We start from the raw sequence: 19,672 nt of genomic DNA on the forward strand, positions 1-19,672 counted from the left end.
CGATGAGTCCGCCCCGGACCGGCAGGGACGAGGCGGCAGTATTGCCGCATCCGAGGTGGAGGCTGCCTGTCGTCGGTGACCTGTTCACCATGAACGTGGCCAAACCCACCCAGACATCGCGGCGGGATGCCCGAAGGCTGGGGCCGATCTTCGAGCGGCGCATCACCAATTGGCCGATGATCGTGGTCTCCGGCGCCGACCTCATCGCGGAAATCAACGACGAACACCACTGGACCAAGCACCTCGGAGTGCCCCTGCGCAAGCTGCGCCGAGTCGCCCGGGACGGACTGTTCACCGCCCGCAACGACGAACCGGCCTGGTCGGCAGCACACAACATCCTCGCGCCAGCCTTCACCCAAACAGCAATGCGTTCCTACCACCAGACGATGGCCGCCACCATCGGTGAATTGCTCGACACCTGGGGCGACACGCACCACATCGCCGACATCGCGGAGGAAATGAACCGGCTCACCCTGGAAATCATCGCCCGCACCGGGTTCGGCTACTCGTTCGATTCGTTCTCCTACACCCCCGGCCAAGCGCACCCCTTCGTCGAAGCCATGCTGCGCGGCCTGACTTACATCAACCGCAACGCCAACCTCCCCCCGCTGTTGCAGAACACCCTGGGACGGCGCGCCGCCGGGCAGCATCGCCGCGACATCGCCTTTATGCACCGAACCGTCGACGACGTGATCGCCGCACGCCGGACCAGTGGCACCGTCGGCCAGCACGACGATTTGCTCGACCGCATGCTCACCACCACCGACCCTGACACCGGCGAGCATCTCGATGCCACCAATATCCGCAACCAGATCCTGACGTTCCTGGTCGCTGGCCACGAGACCAGCGCGGGCGCACTGGCCTTCGCGCTCTACGAGCTGGCGAAGAATCCCGAGGTCGCGGCACGAGCGCGCGCCGAGGTCGACGACCATTTCCCGGGGCGCGACCGGCCGATAACCAGCTACGAGGACGTCGCGAAGCTGCGGTATCTGCGGCGGGTGGTCGATGAAACGTTGCGGTTGTGGCCGGTCGCGCCCGGTTATTTCCGCGAGGCGCGCCATGAGGTCACGATCGGTGACGGCAAATACCGCTTCCAGCAAGGCGATTGGGTATTCGTGCTCACCTGGTATGCGCACCGCGACCCGGAAACCTGGGGTCCGGACGCAGAACGTTTCGACCCGGACCGATGGGCCCCTCAGCGGCAGCGTGAGCTGGACCGCCGTCGCGTATACAGGCCGTTCGGGGTCGGGCACCGCGCCTGCATCGGCCGCCAATTCGCCAATCACGAAGTCCTGCTCACTCTCGCCCACGTCCTCCACCAGTACGAGATCCACATCGACGGTGACTACACCCTCGACGTCGCAGAGCAGATCACCCTCAAACCAGCCGGACTGCGGGTACGAGTCGACCGCCGCACGGATCTGACGACGCATTAACCGGCCGACCCTGCGATCAAGCGTGCCCGCCGTCCAGGCCACCTGTCTCAGCAAGTAGATATCGCCGGATTCAGTTTCGAGTCCGGGAGGCCGTCGATGTCGGGTGTCGGGTCGACGGGCCCTCCTTTCGTGCACCGTTGGGAGAGGCCGACCGATGGTCGGTCACATGTTCTGAGTGCAGAGCGGGTGGGACGGCGACGCCGGCTGCGTCGAGCTCGCCGAACATGGTGAACATTCGGTCGAGCACGTCCTGCTGGTGCTGGTCCAGCTTGGCGAGAGCAGCGTGTACTTGATTTCGCAGCTTGGCCCCGGTCGCCAGGGTTTCGCGCGCGTCTTGGACGATCCGCTGCAGGTGGGCGAAGAACCCGCCCCGGTCGACGTATTCGAGCAACCGGTCGGCACGCCCACGACGGGCCTTGCCCGCAATCGCGTGACGTTTGTTGTCGATCACCGCCTGCCGCAACGGAATGGACATGTACGTTGCCAGGTCGGCGGCACACAGGAGGATGCCGTCGCGGATTGCCACACCATCCACCGTGGCCGGCATCGACGCGCTCACGAGCACTCCGAGACCGGCGTGATCACGATCAACATCACGGACAAGCTTAGGAATCCACGCCGAGCTGAAGTGCTTGGTTCTCTTGCACTCCCACAAAATAGATCCCCAGCTTCGGCCGTCGACACGCACGATCTGGAGGACATCACCGCCCTTCTGACCGTTCCGAATCACCGAAATCTCATCTTCGGGGTAGCGGCGCTGCAGTTCCTCAGCGAATGCGTGCTGGTAGGCGACTCCCGTCGGCTGTGGTGGTGGCCCCGGCGAAATCTTGCTCTCAGCCAGAGCAAGCTGGTCCAGCGCCCGCTTCTCCCGGTTCTGGTACTCCAGAATCACCGGACGATACTTCCGTTCGGCCTCCTGCTGCGCCCGTTTGCGTTCACTGCGAGCGATCTGATCTCGCATCCGCGACTGCTCGGCCTGCATCTGCTCGAGTTGTTCCTGAGCCTCGGCCAGAGCGACCGTCGCGGCCTGAGCCCGCTGCTTCTCCGTTGCCGCGGTTTCGCTACTTCGCTGCGCTTGGTTCCGCAGCCGATTGACCTCGTTTCGCATCCCGGCGCGGACCCGTGTCAGGACGTCGTTCTCCATGGCTTTCTCTCGGGCAGCGAAATCCTGTTCCAGTTCGAGGCGCACTCTGGCGACCTGCGGTGCTGCGAGCTGTTCGATAAAGGCAGAGCCGAGCTCTGCGCCGCACCGTGGACAGATTGCTGCCGGCTGGAAGCAACCAAGACACTCGAACGGGCCCAAGTCCGGCCCCTGGTGGTAGGCGAGTTCAGCGGCCTCGACGATCACCTGCCGCCGCACATCCCACGCCACGTCCATCTCGAGCTCCTCCCCGCTCGTGCTCGCGCTGCACCTCGTGGTAGCCGAGCCCGTCCACCAGGATGGCAGCTCCGGATCGACCGCTGAGCGGTTATCGACGCGGTTGTGAGGCGGTGAACAGGGTGACGTCTCCGATGTCGGTCAGGTGATACTCGCCGAAGGCCGCGTCGAGTGCTGCGGCGAGGTCCGCCCGGGTGTCGTGGCGGTTGTTGAAGGCGCCGACGCGCCGGTAGGTGGTGGTGAGAAGCCGGCCGAACCCGGTGTGCGGTGTGTGGTCTCCGAGGATGGTGGAGCCGAACAGCGTGCCGTCATCCGCGAGCACCCGGGCAAGGTGGCTGAACGCAATACCCTTCGCGGTGAAATCGCCAGGGACACAGTGTAAAACGAAGTTGATGCCGATCGAGTCGTAACCCGCTCCGGCCGGGGCGGGCACTGGCTCGAGAACACTGGCGACGGTTTCGTGCACGGTGTGTCCTGCCTTGCGCAGTCGACGGGCGGCGTAGGCGAGGGAGGTTCGGTTCAGATCCGTCAGCGTGATCTCGGCGTCGTCGGGGAATCGGGTGTGGGCTGGATACCAGCCTGAACCGGGTCCGACTTCGAGGTGGCGGCGGCCGGCGTGGCGGTGATATGGGGCGAGCATGGTGTCCGCGGGGCACCGCCACCCGAATCGGTTGCTCAGCCGGATCACCCAGATGTCGTAGATGGCCAGAAACGGCAGGCAGTACGGTGCCGCCGCCCTGCGGACTGCATCGCCGGACACCGGCGACCCGGTGTCATTGTGGGAACCGCCCATCACCACCCCGTATTGTCTGCTCGTTGTCAGTCCCGGGACACAGCTTTGCACACGCCTACCCCGGTGCCCAGGGTGTTGTGGATTTCGCCAGAACCGCAGCCATTTCGGGCCTATCAGGGTGAGGCCCGGCGTTCAGTTCGGAGCGACCGCGCGAGATGTGGTCGCAGCGTCCTGGTTGCGTTTCTGGAAGCGCTGTTCGAATGCTTGCTGCAGGGCATCGTCGAGATCTTCCGCCCGTCCGATGAGCCAGCGCCGGTACAGCTTTTCCGTGGCGTCGGGGTCATCTGGGGAAACCGGCGCGGCGAGAGATTCGCCGAAGGCGATCTCGACGAGCGGATGGACTTGGGTGCCACGGTTGGCTTCGAGGACGCTCGTGACGAACGGGCCGACAATGCCGCTGATGGCATCATCGAGCTTGCCGATCGCGTTCGGCAGCTCGGCGATGGGGGCGGTTCGGAGAAACCGTTGGGCATCCAGTAGTGGCAGGAGCTGTTCGAGGCTGAGGCTGATGCTGGATGCGCCTGGCTCGAACGCGGGAGTGTCGGACTCGACCGGCACCGGTGGCCGACGGTCGTAGTAGGCGGCCCGCGCTGAGCCCTCCTGCCATCCGAGGCCGGTGTCGAACTTGGCGAAGGTACTCGGCCGCACATTGGCCGACAGCTCGCAACGGTCGGCCCGCTGCTGGGCAGGGACCGCTGGTCCGCCGCGCTGGTGCACCTCCGGCATCGTCAGATTGCCCAGCTGCTGACGCCGCTCGCGCACCATCCGGGCGAAGAACTCGTCGTGGGCTCCCATGAGCAGAACTGTACCCGTAAAGTTCGGAAAAGTCGCCATCAGGAGCCAAATCCCTCGGCATCCAGAGAAAAGTTACTGTTTTATTCTTGAAAAGTTCGAGATACGTGCATAGTTTGGGTGGTGTATCTCACGACTTGGTGGGAGGAGGGGCCGCCCCGGGGTCGTGACCGACGCAGAGAGCGAGGTAAGTCATGACTACATCGATGAACAGCCGTTCGGATGCTGCGGTGTCCGGCGCGGCGGTGGTGGCGGCAGCGCGTGCTGCCGGAGGGGGCCGTAGCTCCTCCGTGGGGATCTGGGTGATCTGGATGCGCGGCAGGCGAGTGGTGAGTTGCGAGGCGGTGTTCCGGCTCGACCAGGACATTCCAGCGTGCCGACCGGACGGGGTCGACGCTGCGGTGGTGGTTGTCGTCGCGCCGTCGCGGTTGGCCGACCCGGTGATCGGCCGTGCTGAGGTCATTGTCGACTACCTCGACGGGCAAGGCGTCGATGTTCGTGTGGTACACGCCTGCGCCTTGCATCCAGGGGCGTTGTGGACCTCGTTGCGCGGTCCTGCGGTCGGTGGGGTCATCGGGGCGACCGGACCGGTGGTGCACTCGTCTCGGAGGCATCGGTGGCTACCTGGATTCGGAGCCTGTGCAGGGCATCGTCTAGCGATGGCCGCGCTTGTCCCGTTGGCGGCGGCGGTGTTCGCAGCACCGGTTGCGCATGCGGGTCCAGTGGGTCAGCCGGGAGTGATCTCGGACCCCCGGCCAGGACAAGCGGGCGTCGTAGGCCCCGTGGTTCCGGAACCGCGGACCAGGACCATTCCTGTCGGGCCGGACCGGTCGACTCCCGATGAGAAGACCGATACCCCGGCGCCCGCTCAGATGCCGGCCCCGATCTCACCGGCACCCCAGGTCCTGCCCGAGCCGGAGGCCGTTCCCGAGCCCCGGATAGTTCCTGAACCCCACGTGTGGTCGGAGCCCCCGTCGGTGTCCCGGCCCGAAATGGGCTATGAGCCGCAGGTGGCGATCGAGCCGCAGGTGGCTGTGGAACCCGCGCAGCCAGTGGTCGAGGTATACCCGCAGCCGGGCACCAGCGACGGTTACGCCGAGGTGCAGGCGTCGGTGGTGGGCGAGGATTCGCTGCATTTCGGTGGGGTGAGTGTGCCGCGGCCAGAGGGGATGTCATCCGAGGTCGCGCAACGGGAACGCGACTGGAACGACATCGTGGTCGCCGAGGCCGCCGAGGTCTTGGATCAGGCTGGGCTGGCGGACCCTGATGTGGATGCTGCGCTAGGTGTCGGCACTGAGCCTGTGCCGCTCCCGGTGGTGGTCGCGGAGGTCGAGGCCGCGGTACCCCAGCCGATCGTCGAAGAGGTGACGGCGGTGGTGGTCAGCGAACCTGTCGCCGACGTGGTCGAGACGGTCGAGTCCCAGGCCGCGCAGGTGCTCAACGACGTGCTGGCGCAATGGCCGCCGGCGCTCGGCTGACCAAGCGGGGTGCATCGGTGATGAGAAGAATCGACCCCCAGGACGAGTCGAACGATGACCGGCAGATCGTGCTCGACGGGCCGCCGCCGACCGAAATAGCCGAATGGCTGGCCTCCGCCGGTGCACCCGATACCGCGGAAGATCGACGCTGGCTGACTTCCGAGTACCGCACCGGCGGGCCGGGTAGGGCGCGAGCCGTCCTGGGCGGCGTGGTGATGCTCGCTGTGGTCGCTGCCACCGTGGTGGTGGCAACCATGCTCATCTCCGGCATCGACGGCGTAGACCACGGTGTTGACGTGCCGATGTCTCTCACCGTCGCGCTTTCGCTTTCTCCCGGTGGCCTCGAACACGCACTCACCGTCACCGGGAGCACCGCCGCTTGTGGTCCCGAAACCATCGAGGCCACCGAAGCCGTAGCCGGGCCTCGCCCCCTACGGCCGGCCACCGGCGCAGCGGCAATTGCTGCGTTCGAGGCCGCCTACTACCACGCCCGCGACGGCGTACTCGCTCGCGAAGTCGTCGCGGCCGACGCCGCGATATCGGATGCCGCCACCATCCAGGCCGGCATCGACTCGGCGCCGCTGGGCACCACCTACTGTGCCCGGATCCGCCGGTTGAACCCCGGCTTGTACGCGGTCGAGATCACCGACACCCCGCCCGGTGCGGCACCACGGGTGTGGCGGCAACGGATCTCCACCACACAACTCGACCGGCACTCGGTGATCACCGCGATCGTGTCCGAGTAGCCGGGCCCCATCCCTGTACCCCATCGTCGACCCAACGTGACGATTGGATCGGCGACCAACAACCAAAGGGGGCGGTGACCGTGCTGATCGCACTCACCGGACTGAATCCTCACACCGGAGTGACTACTACCGCGGTCGCCCTCGCCAACGCATGGCCGGGCACGAAACCCGCTGTCGTGGTGGAGGCGGATCCTGCCGGGGGACGACTCGCGCGACTCGCCGACGCCGACCCGCACCGCGGACTGGCCAGCCTTGCCGCTGCCACCACCCAGTCACCAGGAGATTCTCCGGTTTCGACACAGTTGTGGGAGCACGTCCAGACGCTGGGTTCGGGTGTGCCGTTCCTCGCCGCACCTCCAAGTGCCGATGCCATGGCAGCGACGCTGACGGCCCCGGTGAGCATGCCCGCCGCCGCAGTCCCAAGGCTGGCAGATCTGGTGGTCATCGCCGACTGCGGTCTCGCCGATCCGGCCTCGCCCGCCACTCCGATCGCCGCTGGCGCCGACGTTCTGATCGTCGTGGTCCGTGGCGACCTCGCCGACCCCGTCCGCGCCGGCCGGCGCGTCCGCGAGGTCACCGCCGGCTGTCGGCGCTGCGCGGTGCTGCTGGTCGGCTCGGATCGCACGGGCGAGTTCGCCGAGCCTCTCGGAGTCCCGGTGCTCGGCAGGCTTCCACTCGACCGCCTCGGTGCCGAAGCGCTGCTGACCGGCGCCCGATACTCCCGCCGAGGACGCAACGGGCTCGCAGCGGCTGCCCGCGTCGTTGCCGCCGCACTGCACACACAACTGACCCCAGCACACTCGAATCCGCTTCTAGGCCGGCAACCGTCACCGTGGCCCCGGTTACCGGGCCGGTGGCGTCACGGTCTCGGGGTCTGCATCCGGGCGGATTCGCCCCGGGTGTATCGAGCCCGCCAGCCAGTTCCCGATCGAATCCCGGGCCAGGACGCCGCCCCGGCCGTATCCCCAGTAGACGACCTCGGTCTCGAGGTCACCGAGACCGGCCAGCCCCCTACGGAGACAGTGCCCGTTGCGCGTGATGCTACCCCCGTCGCCACCACGGCAAACGAATCGGCACCGGGTGGGCCGACCCTGGCAGTCGAGGTGTTCGGGCCGCTACGTGTCTGCTGGCACCGCGACGACGGCGTTGTCGACATCACCACCCACTTGCAGCCCCGGAGCCGCGAACTGCTGGCCCTGCTGACCCTGCACCCAGAAGGGATTTCCCGCGAGGCCCTGATCGCCGATCTGTGGGGGGAACGATGCCCCCGCCGACCGGTCAACGCACTCAACACCGCGATCAGCCGACTCACCGCCTCCATCAGAGACGCGACCGACGGCACGGTGCCCCGGATTCTGGCCGGCGACCACATCCGCTATCAGCTCGACCACACCATCATCGCCACCGACTACCAGCAGTTCGCTCGCGCGGTACGTCAACGCCGCCACGCGGGCAACGGCACGGAGCGCGGTGAAGCGTGCCGCCACATCATCGACACCTCCTGCCGAGGGATCCTGGCCGCAGATCTCACAGCGGACTGGGTAGCACCGATCCGGGAATCCGCCCGCCGCGACACCATCACCGCGGTCGGCGCCCTGGCCGCCACCGTGGTCGAGCAGGACCCACGCCGCGCCCTGGACCTCCTCGAAACCGCCCTCGACCACGACCCGCTCAACGAACTCCTGTGGCGCGACATCCTTCGCCTGCACGCCCGCCTCGGCGAACACACAGCCATCGAACGCACACTCGGCCTCCTGGCACACAAACTCTCCAAAATAGGAGAAGAACCCACCGCAGAAACACGAGACCTTGCAGAAAGGCTCCAAAAACAAGCCCGGCACTGAAACCGGAGTCTTCTATCCGAGATGCGTAATGGCCGAGAAAACGCCTCGGCGAACACTCGAGATGAGATAGGCGGAAACGCTGGGTCTAAGGTAAAAGCTCGTCTGATGAGGCGGAGGCGAGGATGGGGAAGTCTCTCGCCTGACTCGAGTGCGGAATCCGCGCGGGACAAAGGCTAACATCCGCCTCGGGAATTCGAGGCGACACCCGCCGCCAAGTATTGACGGTACGCAATAATAGCCAGAAGGTGTGCGTGCTTCTCGGCGTTCGTCGGGTAAGGTATTAGCCCAGTAGGGTTTGCGGATATCTGATCGCTATTTGTGGAATTCAATTGAGAATGGGATTCCGTACGGCAATTTCACGGCACAACGGGTGGATGTTCGCAATTTCTTCGGGTTGTCGGAGATCGCCGCCACGGGGGGTGCAGCTCGCGTTATCGCGGCCTGGCTGATCGTGGAGATCGTTAGGTGGGTCGTTAGGTGGGTCCATTGGCGGGTCGCTAGGTGGGTCAGTCAAATCAACCCACCCCGATGCCGCAAACTACCAGCTAGAAGCCACTATCCGACCCAACTGGCTCCCCAGGATTACCCGCAGGGAACAGAAAGAACACGTTGGGGCGGGCGTGGCCCGCTGGCGTCGCTGCCATCGTTCGGCTGGCCCTGCTGATATGACTCCGCTATTCAACTATCGATATCCGTCCTCATTCGATGCATTCCAATCGGTTTCAAATCAATAGTTTCCTCATGTACGGTCTGCTGCCGGCCTGGCCGCGTTAACGCATTCCATTCTGTGCTTGCCATGCAATTGTTGCCCTGATCTGCGGAAATTGGTTGAGAAAAGGTTGAAAACGGGGTTGAATTCCCGGGATGAGTCGAGATAGCGTCGACCCACACCCCGGGGAAACGAATTGTCAACCAATCCGAAATGACCACCGCGCCACCGCTGTGCCAGGATCCGCCGTGAGCGGCGCAACAAAATTCGTGCAGTGCGAAGGAGAAACGAGATGACTTCCCCCACCGGCCCGGCCCCCGCACCGGCCAACCGCCTCGGCAATGGCGAACTGCGCCGCATGGTCGCCAAAATCCTCACCGACAACCCCGGCACCGAATACACACCCCGCGAAGTCGCGAAACTCACCGGCCGTTCATCCGGTGCGATCGGAAACGCGATGAAAACCCTCACCGCCGCCGGACACGCCGACCAGACCAGCGCCAAACCGCTGCGCTACCGCGCCAACACGAACACCAGCAGCGCCGCGACCGGAGCCCCCACCCCGGCACCCGCCACCGGCACGCCCGCCGCAACCCCGGCCAAGCGGCCCGCCGCCCGTCGGGCGCGTAAGGCCCCCGCCGCGCCATCGGGCACCCCGAGCCCGGCCCGCACCGGTTCGGCCGTGACACGGCCGAACGGGCAGCAATACCACCTGCGGACCCTGGCGGGCCGCGCCGATGTGGACGTGCTGCGCACCATGCGCGACCACGAGGTCCCGGTCCTGCTGTACGGCCCGCCCGGCACCGGCAAAACCTCGCTGATCGAGGCCGCCTACGGCGACCTTCTGACGGTCCAGGGCGACTGCGACACCACCGTCGCCGATTTTGTCGGGGAATACACGCAAAACCCCGACGGGACCTTCGCGTTCGTGCACGGGCCGCTGGTCCGCGCCATGCGCGAGGGCCGGGTGCTGTTCATCGATGACGCCACCCTCATCCCGCCGACCGTGCTGTCATGCGTGTACCCGGCCATGGACGGCCGCCGCGAGATCGTGATCAAAGCCAACAGCGGCGAAATCGTGACCGTCGCGCCGGGGTTCTTCGTGGTGGCCGGGCACAACCCCGGCGTTCACGGCGCGATCCTGTCCGACGCCCTCGCCAGCCGGTTCGCGTTCCAGGTACAGGTCGGCTCCGACTACGACCTCGCCAAACAGCTCGGGGTGGACCCGAAAGCAGTCCGCGCCGCGCGGAACCTGGCCACCCGACAGGACAAAGGCGAGATCGGGTGGGCACCCCAGCTGCGCGAACTGCTGGCGTTCCAGAAAATCGCCACCGCCACCGACACGAACACCGCCGCCGCGAACCTGATCGGGGCCGCACCCGAAGACGACCGCGCCATCGTCGCCGACGTGGTGCGCACCGTGTTCGGCACCCGGCTGGAACCCCTGGCCCTCGGCCCCCGCATCTAACCCACCCCGGCCCGCCCGAACACGCCCGGAAGGAACCCCCGCGATGACCGGCCACCTGATCGCCGACCCCACCACCACACCCACACCACCGCCCGCCACCGCCGGATGGGATGCCCTGTCTGCCGCCCTAACCGATGAAGCCCCACCGATCGCAGACCGCGACGACCTGGTCGTCACCATTGCCCCCGGCGCGGCGCACGGGCACCCGGCGGTGTTCATGCCCCACAGCGCCGCCATCGAAATCGACGGCACCCGCCTCGGCATCGACCCGGCCACCGCGCGGCCGGACCGCAACAGCGACCGCGCCCGCTACGCCGCCGTGTGGGGCGCGTTCGTCCACGAATGCGCCCACGCCCAACATTCGGTGTGGGAAGCGCCGCCGGTGGCGAATCCGGCCGTGGTCGAGGCCGCCCTGCTGTTGGAGGAATCCCGCATCGAGGCCGCCCAGATCCGTCGCCGCCCCGATGACCGGCACTGGCTGCGCGCCAGCGCGACCGAGATCGTGATCGGCGACAACGGCGGCACCGATGCCGCCGCCCAGATCCCGCCCACCGATTATGCCGCCGCCCACAACGCCGCCCTCCTGCTGGGGCGCGTGGATGGCGGCATCCTCACCGCGTCGGAATGCGCGCCCGCCGCCGGGGTCATCGAGTCCATCCTCGGCAGCGACAAGCTCGAGAAGTTGCGCGCGATCTGGCAGCAGGCCCACACCGTGGCCGACGACGACACCAACACCATGCTCGAACTCGGGCAACGGTGGCTCGATATCGTCGGCCCCGACCCGCACGCCGACCCGGATCCGAACTCGGTCCTGTCCGCCGCGATCGGTGACACCGTCACCAACATCAGCAACGCCGTTGCCGCGCAACCGGTCCCGGTCGACCCTGCCGAAGCGGCGGCCACCGCGCAACGAGAGGCCCAGCGTGCCGCACGGCGCGCGGCGGCGCGGGCGCAGAAGGTGTTCGGCAACGGCAACGGGACCGGCACCAGTGCCAGCACCCGCGCCACCCGCACGCCGCACCCGGACGAACGCGCCGCCGCCCGGGTGCTGGCCCGCGCCCTCAACAACGCCGCACAGCGCGAACGCGCCACGATCAAAACCACCTCCGCGTTGCCGCCCGGCCGGTTGCGGATGCGCGGCGCACTGGCCCGCGAAGCCCAACGCGCCGCCGGGGCGCTGCCCACGGCCGAACCGTTCACCCGGACTACCCGCAAAACCGTGCCGATCCCGCCGTTGCGGGTCGGTATCGCCTGCGACGTGTCCGGTTCCATGAGCGACTACGCCGACCCGGTCGCCTCGGCCGCATGGATCATCGCCCGCGCGGCCGAGCTGGCCACCATGCCCGCCGCTACCGCCACGGTCACCTTCGGCGCATCGGTGGCACCGATCACCTACCCGGGCACCGCGCCCGCCCGGGTCACCCAATTCAGCTGCCCCGATTTCCTGCACGCCATCGACAACGCCATCGAGGCCCTCGACGGTGCCCTCGAGCTGTCGCGCCCGGAAAACACCCGCCTGCTGGTGATCATCTCCGACGGCTACTACGACGGCAGCAACCGCGACCGCGCCCAGAAACTCCTCGATCGGCTCCGCGCCACCGGCTGTGCCGTGCTGTGGCTGGCACCCGACACCGGCACGGCACCCGACCCCCTCAACGGCGCGAACCTGCACCTGATCACCGACCCCGCTACCACCGCCCACGCCATCGGCCGCGCGGCCACCGCCGCCGTACGCACTGCCTGACTCCCGTAGCGGCAGCCAATCAGCCACCAGCGGGATCCAACTGCCCGCGCCGAACCCACCACCGAACGAAGGGGCAAGAACATGGACACCCACGGCACCACGCCAACAGCAGCGGAAGCACCCGATCCGCAGTCACCCACCGAATCCGACAGCGAAACCTTGATCGGCTCGACCACCCGGCCGATCTGGTTCCACGGCGTACAGCTACCGGCCGGAACCCTGGTCCGCATCGTCCGATTCCGCCGCGACGGCACCGCCGAGATCATGCGCACCGACGTGTTCGGCCTGTCCAAGCGTGTCGCAACGGATGCCCTCGACTGCCCATAGCGCACCGACCGAGACGAAATCGGCACACTACCAACCTCTTTAGGAGTTCGGCCATGATGAACAGCGACACCACCCCGACGGTCAACCAGGCACCGGTCAGCGCGGCGAACACCACCGGCGATCAGGTCAGCCGATTCGGGGCCGAGTGCCCGATCCGGGTCGGTGACGAGGTGACCGGTCGTGACAACCCGACATGGCGCGGCCGGGTCCGCTCCATTTACCTCAACGACGAGGTCGCGGAATGCGCGATCGAAACAGCCGACGGCAGGCGGGGCTTCGCGCCACCGTGGGCCTTGGTGCCTGCCGATACGGAACCGTCCCGCGAATGGCGAGACCGGATGCAGACCTTCAAGAAGGCCCAACGTGACCAAGCGATGGAGGCGCTGCGCCGAAAGCGGCACGAGGCCGCTGAACACGCCGAAGACCTCGCCGGGCGGCTGAACACCATCGCCACCGCACTCCGAGATGGCGACACCCCCGACCCCGGCGAACCCGTGGAAAACCTCGCCCATACCTTCGCCTTCGCGCTGCATGAAGTGACTGAACTCGATGACAGGGTCGTCGCCGCCGGGCTGTCGGCCACCGACGAGCCTCAGCGACACAGCGCCGCCGAACCGGCCGGTTCCGACGAACTGCTCGCATGGTTCCGCGTCCTGCAACAGCGCATCCGCGACGAGATCGACTGCTACAGCACCCGCGAAGACGGCACCGAGGACTCGTCTGCCTGCGCCGACCACCACGACCGGCTCGAAGCCCTGTATGCCGAGGCCAACGACACCATGGCCGCGCTCGATAGCCACCTGGACACCGGCGGGCCGCTACCCGCCGCATGGGCACACATGCCCACGCCCCACCCCCACTGATCCCACTCCGGCGGCCCCGCCACCCACCGCGTCCAAATCACCTGCGGCCACCGAAAATGCCCCGAGGAGCCACGTCATGAACTGGAACGAATCTGCGACGAGCAGCGCATCGGCCACCGGTCCTGCCCCAAGCCACCAGCACACCGACGCATTACGCGCCCAGCTGGAAGCCGCGTACGACCTGCCCTTCGGGCGTGCACGGGAACAGCGCATCACCGACCTTGTCCTCGCGATCATCACCGCCGAGATCGGCCGTCGCAATCCCTCGATCAGCACCGTGCTGCTCGACTGGGCACCCTACGGCGGGCTCGGCGTCGCCGGATTCCGCGACCACGACGGCAACAACATTCGCGACCACGAACTCGACCTCGACATCAGTTTCTACGCCAGCGATATCCGCGCCGCCGACAGCAACAATGCACTGACCCAGCCACCACACGAGCAGGGGCTATTCCGTCTCGACCTGCACGACACCATTCCCGCCGCCGATGAACGAGAAGAAGGAAACAACCGCGATGATCACACCCCGCGTCGGTGACCGCGTTCGTATCACCGGGCTCATGCCCGACGATCCCGCGCCGCTGGAAATCGGAACAATCGGAACGGTGACACGGATCCCCAGTTCATGCCCCGGCCAGATCTTTGTCGACTGGGACAACGGGAGATCACTGATCCTGCTCGAATCCGACCCGTTCGAGATCCTTCCGACGCACTCGCCGCCACAACCTGGCGATCGAGGGGCCGCTTTACCCGGCCCGGCTGCCGCCGACACCAGGAGCAGCAGACGCGGGCCATATTGACCCGCGCGGAATGCAGCACCGCTGATGCCCTGGGGCCGCCATACCAGCGGCCCCAGGGCATCGTCAGCGCCCTGTTCAGCTGTCTGCGTTCGGGTGTCCCACCACGCGCCTGGCGACCGGCTGGCCCAAATCAACTGGGGCACCCACCCCGCCGCCGGGTATGACACCGGCGAACCTGTCATCGAAGGGCCCGACTGGCGATCACCAATAGTCCGCGCCACGTCGCCACGGCGGCACGGGTACCGTCCAGCTCCCGGACTTGTCCTTTTCCCTTTCTCGCCGGAGTTCGTCGCGCTCGCGGCGAACCTGTTCGGTGATGTCGTAGATCACATCGAGGTCCGCGGTCGTGCCGCCCATCACCTCGATACCGACCATGCCGTCTTCGACCTCGTAGTCGAAGTAGACGATCTCCTCGGCAGCGTGCCGGGGGCACCCGGGGACGGTGACGATAACCTCGTCATCGAAGATCCGGACGCGCACCCGGACCTCACCGCCACCACATGGTGAGTACCCCCAGCCCAGGCGACGGGAACGGTCCGAGCCGAGCAGGCACCCGCGATTGTGGACGGCTTCAGCCGTCATGGACAGCACGGCAGCCGAGTCCAGGGCGGAATCGAGCAGGTCGCTCAGCCGCTCCCCGGTGATTCGATCCAGCCCTCGCAGCTTGACATCCACTCCGTAGTAGGCGGCGGCAACGGTCCTCCACTCGACACAGCGGATCTCGGCGTCGGCACGCACGCGCTTCAGGTCGTCGAGTACCTGCGAGACCTTCGTGCGGAATTCCTCGTTCAACTCGCTTTGGCTCAGTGTGTCTCGCTGCCAGTAGGGCACGACCACGGTCGTCGGCGTCAACTTGGCGGACTGAAGTGCGTGGACCTTCGGCAACAGCACATCAGCTGCGGCGAGGACATCCTCGCAGGTGGGATCCGCCAGGCCGTCAGGCCCCAGCTGTTCGGCATCGGCACGGCGCCAATACTTCCCGGTCCCGTCGACGCTGATCTTCAACGGACGCAGCCGTGAGTTCCTCTCGGCCTGCTCGCGTGCCTGCGCGGCCTGCTTTTCGCCGCGTCGGAGAGCTTCGGCATATTGCACGCCGTCCTCGGCTGCGATCCTGCGAGCGCGACGGCGCCGCCGCGCACTGCTGTTCTTCGGCATGTTCTCGTCCATTCCCGGCAGAGGCGCCCACGCCACCCTGCCTGCAACGAACAAGCATGCGAACAGGGGAAGTGTGAACGCGGGCCCCGGGAAGGACCTTGGCCATCAACGTCACCGAACCGGCGTGGGCGAGGCAACTCAGGCGAGAACGAGGAGCGCGTGCGCGGCCTGTCACTCCGCAGGAGAGCTTATCCTCTCGCGTGCTCGTCGAGAACCAACTTCGCCGAGACCACCATCCACGAGCAGGGGCCCGGCGTCTGCCGGGCCCCAAGCTGGCCGCCCTGTGAGGGTCCGGCCGGATTCATAGGTTCACTTGCTGTTGTCGATGCTGCTGGCGAGCGAGTCGAGAACGTCCTGGACGCCGGGGCCGTAACCGGTTTGGTGTACTCCCGAGGTGTAGAACTCGGCCGCGTCGCTGCCTTGGCGGACAAGGTCGGCCATGTCGGACAGGGCAGCGCTGGTCGCGGGGTCGGTGCGGGCGGTGAGGTCGGCGACCAGACCGGTGAGCTGGCTGGCTCCGTCTCCGACGAGCGCCGAGGCCGCGGTGGCGGCGAGGTCGGCGGCTACCGGGACGAGTCCGGTCAGTTCGAGGCCGGCGCCGACGGGATCGCCGAGGGCGAGTTTGTCGACGGCGCGCCAGGCGACTTCTTGGGCGAGACCGATGTCGGTGGCGACGCGGCCGAGGTCGACTCGGCCGATGATGCCGACGACTTGGGCGGCTACGGCGGTCCAGCCGCTGGGGTCGGCGGCTGCGGCCATCGAGAGTGCACGTGCGACGAGGCGTAGGTCGACCTGGTCGGCGATGCGAACCAGCGGGCTGAACAGGTTGTTGAGTTCGCCGCTGATGCGGTGGGTGCCGCCGATGTCTCCGGCCAGCACGGTGGGCGGCAGGCGCAGCACGTTGTCGCCGATAGCGGGCAAGTTCGCGGCGAACTCGGCGAGACCGCCGAGCACGAGGATGACCTGCCGTGTCACCGAGGAGGGATCGAGCACACCGGTCGAAGACGAAGTGGTGGTGGTGTCGTCGAGGAGGGAGGAGTTGCCGGTGAACGCGCGGCCGACAGCGGCAAGTCCGGGCGATTCTTCCGGCGAGGTGGCGCAGTAGAGGTCGCCGGCGGCGCAGACGGTGCGTACTCGGTTGGCGAGGCTGCCGAAGTTGTCGCGGGGGCCGGCGATCCCTTGCCCGTCGACCGGTTGTCCGAGCTGCGGTGTGCTCGGGTCACGGTTCGGGTCGGACAACAAACCAACGGCGAGCACTCGCGAGGCCGGAATCGGATCTTGGCTGCGGCCGATGGTGGAGGTGACGTCGCCGACGACATCGGCACCCTGTGAGTACCCGGCCATGACGACCTGAGTGGTCGGACACAGCCCCGCCAGCAGCCCGGACAGAGCTTGTACTCCACCGGATTCCGACTGCTGGTACGGGGCGGGGGCAGCGGCATAGGCCAGGGACCGTACGTCGATGTCGTTGCCGTAGCGGGCGCGCAGCCCGTCACCGATCGGTGCCAGCATGCCCACCGATCGGGTGGGGTCAGCGCCCGGATTGGTTTCGCCGGTGCCGGGCACCAGGACCGCCGTCCATCGGGGGCATGCCGCGCTGCCAGGTTCTGCGGTGGCAACTCCGGTCGCGACGGTGGTGACGGCGGTGGCGCCGACAACCACCACAGCCGCAGCCGCTACCGCACGCGCGGCGAACCGAGGGGCTGTTGCACGGTTGCGGCGGGCGGGCGCACGCCACGGTGTGAGTCGGAGATTGAACATATGGGGCTCCCAGGGACGTCGTATTCGGTCGTGCGGGTGAGTTCTCTCGCCGCACTGGGAACTCCGGGATTTCAGGGGTCTTTTGGACACAACGGGTCAGCAAAGCCATCGAGAGGAACGGACGGGGCGAACGGAAGACGCCCTTCAGCGGGTCTGACGGTGGGTATGCGACTCAAAGGGGTGTTCGGATGCGTTGCCCGGCGAATCAGGATGGTCAGGGTCGGCGCGCAGAACCCACCGAATCTGCGCCAGGCGGTTGTCGTTCGCGCGCCACAGGAGACGGGGCGATGGGGATCGGGGACGCGCGTTCGCGACGGCTGGGCGGGCATCGACGGGCGTACGTCCTGGAAATGGCGAGAGCGGGAGTAGGGCGGTTGCCCTTTGACAGGGTGGCCGCTCTACTCCCGCCGGGTCCGGGTGGTTCGGTTCAGGACTGGGAGGACGGTGCGAGTGCGAACTTCTTGGGGCGCGTGGTGGTCATCTCCGCGACCCCGGAGTCGGTGAGCCGTACGAGGGCATTGTGGACTGCGCCCGAGGACCGACCACCGAGCGCCTTGCCGATCTGGTGCGGGGTGAACTCCTGGCCCGGGTGGTCACGCAGGTGATCCTCGACCAGCCCCCGCAGTGCACCGGGAGCGAGTTTGTCCGGATGCGGCGACCCTTCGCCGGTATGACCGGCTGGTCCCGCATCATCGGTGTCGGTGTCGGTGGCCGGTTCGTCCGAAGTTGTGGCGTTGTCAACGATTTCGTCGATGTTCGGCGGGGGCGGGGTGGAGTCATCGAGATGCGAGGCGTCGGTCTCCGGTGTGCGGGGCTGAGTTTCAGCATCGTCAGGGGCTTCGCCGTCGCCGGAGGTGTCGGTGTCGGGTTCGGTGGTGGGCGCGATGCTCCAGCGGGCGGCGGCGTGGGGGTTGGTCTCGTCGGTGTGGCGGGAGATGCTGCCGTCGGCGGCCCACATGTTGAGGAGCTTGCGGGTCTTCGACTGACTGATTCCTGCGGCGGTCGCCAGTTCGGCGGCGGGTTTGGGGTCAGCGCTGATGACCGCCCACAGGGCGTCTTCGACGGCGGTGCGGGCAGATTCTGTCGTGGTGGACATGACATTCTCCTGGGAAATGGTGGCTGGTGGTGTGTTTCGTCATGTCCCGGCCGGGACGGCACCCCGGGAATTCGGATTCGTGGGGCGCCGGTCTCCATGGACGCTCGATACGGGGTGAATTGTCAAGCGGAATCGGGAACGAAGCGGTCATATCGGCGGTATGTCACTGAAATGGCCGTGACTGTCTGCATGGGAATTGATTCCGTTTCGGTGTGGTCTTGACAAACCCGGGTCTATCGAGCGTCGATGGTCGTGGAAACCCGTGGTTCGGCAATCCTGCCGATGAATGGGTGACCACCCCGGCCGGGTCGCCAATCACGATTCCCTCGATCGAACTCCGGAGAAGCCGCATGCCCACTGACCACGACAATCGCGAAACCAGCTGAGTCGCAGCATCTTCTCAAGTCGGGCTCGGGAACGACCGTTCCTGGCGAAGCTGACTGGCCCCGGCGTGGGCAGCGCAGATCATGTGCGCGATGTCGGCGGAGGGGCCCTCGTGAAATCACTCGCTACGCACAACTTTTCGGAACAGTTTGGAGACTTCTCATGGATAACACCGTTCTCACTGCAAGATTGGACGAGTCCTACACCGTCATCGGCACCAGTGAATGCGTCCACCGCATCCGGGAAGTTACTTTCCAGGTGACTTGTGTGGATGATTGCATCCATAGCGAGGGCAGAATCTGCACCGAGTGTGCGCCGTCGTGGCAGCTGGATTATGAATTCGACGAGCCGTTCCCGTTCGAGCGTGTGGCCCGGGTGACCGTCCGCGATCTGCTCGACGCGGGACACGTGCGTGTCGGCGATCGATTGGCCAGTCCCGACAGCGAGGTCACGGCGGTGATCACGGGCTGCGGTGGCTTGATGCTGCCCGACGGCCGCATCTTCACCAATCCTTCCGCCGCTGCCAACGCCGTCGGTGGTAACCGAAACGAGTAGCCCGCAGACGTGACCCGCGCGGCTCGCTTCCCTCGCGTGGGCCGCGCGGGTCACGTGCGTCGCGGCATGCATATGCGCCCGGCGCGAGCGGTGGATATCGCCCCTTCTGTGCCGCGATGCTCGGTGCTCTGCATGGCGGTTGGGTGTGCCGGGCCTATATGCCGTTGCCGCAGCATCCAGTGGTTGGCCCTCGTCCGGATGAACGTCTTCGCGGGCACCGTTTTCAGGTTCTGGGATTGTCGGGATGTTCGTGATCCCAGGGAAGGGGTTCGGCGAACAGGTGCTGGGATTTCCACAGGGGGGGGCGCATTCGGCGCAGATGGTGTCTTGGTGCTGGCATCGG

The 19,672-nt window shown here is 66.8% G+C and carries 18 protein-coding genes; 11 read left to right on the forward strand and 7 right to left on the reverse strand.

The window, feature by feature from the left end; translation table 11 throughout:
* The first annotated feature begins 2 nt into the window (after nucleotides 1-2).
* Entirely contained in the window at nucleotides 3-1,436 is a 1,434-nt protein-coding gene (locus tag LTT66_RS21320; RefSeq protein ID WP_086007582.1) for a cytochrome P450, read from the forward strand.
* Nucleotides 1,437-1,506: 70 nt separating this feature from the next.
* Here LTT66_RS21320 and LTT66_RS21325 read toward each other — a convergent pair whose 3' ends face one another.
* The 4 genes from LTT66_RS21325 to LTT66_RS21340 all read right to left on the reverse strand — a co-directional run bounded on the left by LTT66_RS21325 (nucleotide 1,507) and on the right by LTT66_RS21340 (nucleotide 4,862).
* Nucleotides 1,507-2,814: a DUF2130 domain-containing protein gene (locus LTT66_RS21325; protein WP_054814853.1), complete on the reverse strand. Its 1,308-nt coding sequence runs from the start codon at nucleotides 2,812-2,814 to the stop codon at nucleotides 1,507-1,509.
* Nucleotides 2,815-2,905: 91 nt separating this feature from the next.
* Nucleotides 2,906-3,607 carry a class I SAM-dependent methyltransferase gene (locus tag LTT66_RS21330; protein ID WP_051047160.1) on the reverse strand — a complete coding sequence of 234 codons (702 nt, stop codon included), beginning with the start codon at nucleotides 3,605-3,607 and terminating at the stop codon, nucleotides 2,906-2,908.
* Between the two features lie 132 nt (nucleotides 3,608-3,739).
* Nucleotides 3,740-4,441, reverse strand: coding sequence for a hypothetical protein (locus LTT66_RS21335; protein WP_194989595.1), 702 nt, complete (start codon nucleotides 4,439-4,441; stop codon nucleotides 3,740-3,742).
* An 88-nt stretch (nucleotides 4,442-4,529) separates the two neighbouring features.
* The gene (locus LTT66_RS21340; RefSeq protein ID WP_043735745.1) at nucleotides 4,530-4,862 is read right to left on the reverse strand and encodes a hypothetical protein; all 333 of its coding nucleotides are present in this window, start codon (nucleotides 4,860-4,862) and stop codon (nucleotides 4,530-4,532) included.
* Nucleotides 4,863-5,376: 514 nt separating this feature from the next.
* Between LTT66_RS21340 and LTT66_RS21345 the strand changes: the two genes are divergently transcribed.
* The 9 genes from LTT66_RS21345 to LTT66_RS37450 all read left to right on the forward strand — a co-directional run bounded on the left by LTT66_RS21345 (nucleotide 5,377) and on the right by LTT66_RS37450 (nucleotide 14,378).
* Nucleotides 5,377-5,877 (forward strand): hypothetical protein, encoded by a 501-nt coding sequence (locus LTT66_RS21345; protein WP_138456828.1) that lies wholly within the window; start codon nucleotides 5,377-5,379, stop codon nucleotides 5,875-5,877.
* Nucleotides 5,878-5,897: 20 nt separating this feature from the next.
* Entirely contained in the window at nucleotides 5,898-6,623 is a 726-nt protein-coding gene (locus tag LTT66_RS21350) for a hypothetical protein (RefSeq protein ID WP_138456829.1), read from the forward strand.
* 74 nt (nucleotides 6,624-6,697) lie between these two features.
* The gene (locus LTT66_RS21355) at nucleotides 6,698-8,467 is read left to right on the forward strand and encodes a BTAD domain-containing putative transcriptional regulator (RefSeq protein WP_054814851.1); all 1,770 of its coding nucleotides are present in this window, start codon (nucleotides 6,698-6,700) and stop codon (nucleotides 8,465-8,467) included.
* A gap of 1,001 nt (nucleotides 8,468-9,468) precedes the next feature.
* Nucleotides 9,469-10,644 carry an AAA family ATPase gene (locus tag LTT66_RS21360; RefSeq protein ID WP_043735057.1) on the forward strand — a complete coding sequence of 392 codons (1,176 nt, stop codon included), beginning with the start codon at nucleotides 9,469-9,471 and terminating at the stop codon, nucleotides 10,642-10,644.
* 43 nt (nucleotides 10,645-10,687) lie between these two features.
* Nucleotides 10,688-12,388 (forward strand): VWA domain-containing protein, encoded by a 1,701-nt coding sequence (locus LTT66_RS21365; RefSeq protein ID WP_054814850.1) that lies wholly within the window; start codon nucleotides 10,688-10,690, stop codon nucleotides 12,386-12,388.
* Nucleotides 12,389-12,469: 81 nt separating this feature from the next.
* Entirely contained in the window at nucleotides 12,470-12,715 is a 246-nt protein-coding gene (locus LTT66_RS21370; RefSeq protein WP_043736129.1) for a hypothetical protein, read from the forward strand.
* A 170-nt stretch (nucleotides 12,716-12,885) separates the two neighbouring features.
* A complete protein-coding gene (locus LTT66_RS21375) occupies nucleotides 12,886-13,578 on the forward strand; it encodes a hypothetical protein (protein ID WP_156371218.1) in 693 nt (230 codons plus the stop codon).
* Nucleotides 13,579-13,654: 76 nt separating this feature from the next.
* Entirely contained in the window at nucleotides 13,655-14,116 is a 462-nt protein-coding gene (locus LTT66_RS21380; RefSeq protein ID WP_043736127.1) for a hypothetical protein, read from the forward strand.
* A gap of 22 nt (nucleotides 14,117-14,138) precedes the next feature.
* Nucleotides 14,139-14,378, forward strand: coding sequence for a DUF4314 domain-containing protein (locus LTT66_RS37450; RefSeq protein WP_218017685.1), 240 nt, complete (start codon nucleotides 14,139-14,141; stop codon nucleotides 14,376-14,378).
* 201 nt (nucleotides 14,379-14,579) lie between these two features.
* Here LTT66_RS37450 and LTT66_RS21385 read toward each other — a convergent pair whose 3' ends face one another.
* The 3 genes from LTT66_RS21385 to LTT66_RS21395 all read right to left on the reverse strand — a co-directional run bounded on the left by LTT66_RS21385 (nucleotide 14,580) and on the right by LTT66_RS21395 (nucleotide 18,390).
* The gene (locus LTT66_RS21385) at nucleotides 14,580-15,533 is read right to left on the reverse strand and encodes a hypothetical protein (RefSeq protein ID WP_138456831.1); all 954 of its coding nucleotides are present in this window, start codon (nucleotides 15,531-15,533) and stop codon (nucleotides 14,580-14,582) included.
* A gap of 309 nt (nucleotides 15,534-15,842) precedes the next feature.
* Nucleotides 15,843-17,294 carry a cutinase family protein gene (locus tag LTT66_RS21390; RefSeq protein ID WP_068049982.1) on the reverse strand — a complete coding sequence of 484 codons (1,452 nt, stop codon included), beginning with the start codon at nucleotides 17,292-17,294 and terminating at the stop codon, nucleotides 15,843-15,845.
* Nucleotides 17,295-17,721: 427 nt separating this feature from the next.
* The gene (locus LTT66_RS21395) at nucleotides 17,722-18,390 is read right to left on the reverse strand and encodes a hypothetical protein (protein WP_051047221.1); all 669 of its coding nucleotides are present in this window, start codon (nucleotides 18,388-18,390) and stop codon (nucleotides 17,722-17,724) included.
* Nucleotides 18,391-18,936: 546 nt separating this feature from the next.
* On the opposite strand from LTT66_RS21395, the gene LTT66_RS21400 reads away from it, so the two are divergent.
* Nucleotides 18,937-19,329: a hypothetical protein gene (locus LTT66_RS21400; RefSeq protein WP_043736124.1), complete on the forward strand. Its 393-nt coding sequence runs from the start codon at nucleotides 18,937-18,939 to the stop codon at nucleotides 19,327-19,329.
* The last annotated feature ends 343 nt before the right edge of the window (nucleotides 19,330-19,672 follow it).

The organism is Nocardia gipuzkoensis, assembly GCF_021183645.1.
Taxonomy (GTDB): domain Bacteria; phylum Actinomycetota; class Actinomycetes; order Mycobacteriales; family Mycobacteriaceae; genus Nocardia; species Nocardia abscessus.

Coding starts and splice junctions, on each gene's coding strand:
- LTT66_RS21320 (WP_086007582.1), top strand. CDS start 3: ATGAGTCCGCCCCGGACCGGCAGGGACGAGGCGGCAGTATTGCCGCAT.
- LTT66_RS21325 (WP_054814853.1), bottom strand. CDS start 2,814: ATGGACGTGGCGTGGGATGTGCGGCGGCAGGTGATCGTCGAGGCCGCT.
- LTT66_RS21330 (WP_051047160.1), bottom strand. CDS start 3,607: ATGGGCGGTTCCCACAATGACACCGGGTCGCCGGTGTCCGGCGATGCA.
- LTT66_RS21335 (WP_194989595.1), bottom strand. CDS start 4,441: ATGGCGACTTTTCCGAACTTTACGGGTACAGTTCTGCTCATGGGAGCC.
- LTT66_RS21340 (WP_043735745.1), bottom strand. CDS start 4,862: ATGACCTCAGCACGGCCGATCACCGGGTCGGCCAACCGCGACGGCGCG.
- LTT66_RS21350 (WP_138456829.1), top strand. CDS start 5,898: ATGAGAAGAATCGACCCCCAGGACGAGTCGAACGATGACCGGCAGATC.
- LTT66_RS21360 (WP_043735057.1), top strand. CDS start 9,469: ATGACTTCCCCCACCGGCCCGGCCCCCGCACCGGCCAACCGCCTCGGC.
- LTT66_RS21365 (WP_054814850.1), top strand. CDS start 10,688: ATGACCGGCCACCTGATCGCCGACCCCACCACCACACCCACACCACCG.
- LTT66_RS21370 (WP_043736129.1), top strand. CDS start 12,470: ATGGACACCCACGGCACCACGCCAACAGCAGCGGAAGCACCCGATCCG.
- LTT66_RS21380 (WP_043736127.1), top strand. CDS start 13,655: ATGAACTGGAACGAATCTGCGACGAGCAGCGCATCGGCCACCGGTCCT.
- LTT66_RS37450 (WP_218017685.1), top strand. CDS start 14,139: ATGCCCGACGATCCCGCGCCGCTGGAAATCGGAACAATCGGAACGGTG.
- LTT66_RS21385 (WP_138456831.1), bottom strand. CDS start 15,533: ATGCCGAAGAACAGCAGTGCGCGGCGGCGCCGTCGCGCTCGCAGGATC.
- LTT66_RS21390 (WP_068049982.1), bottom strand. CDS start 17,294: ATGTTCAATCTCCGACTCACACCGTGGCGTGCGCCCGCCCGCCGCAAC.
- LTT66_RS21395 (WP_051047221.1), bottom strand. CDS start 18,390: ATGTCCACCACGACAGAATCTGCCCGCACCGCCGTCGAAGACGCCCTG.
- LTT66_RS21400 (WP_043736124.1), top strand. CDS start 18,937: ATGGATAACACCGTTCTCACTGCAAGATTGGACGAGTCCTACACCGTC.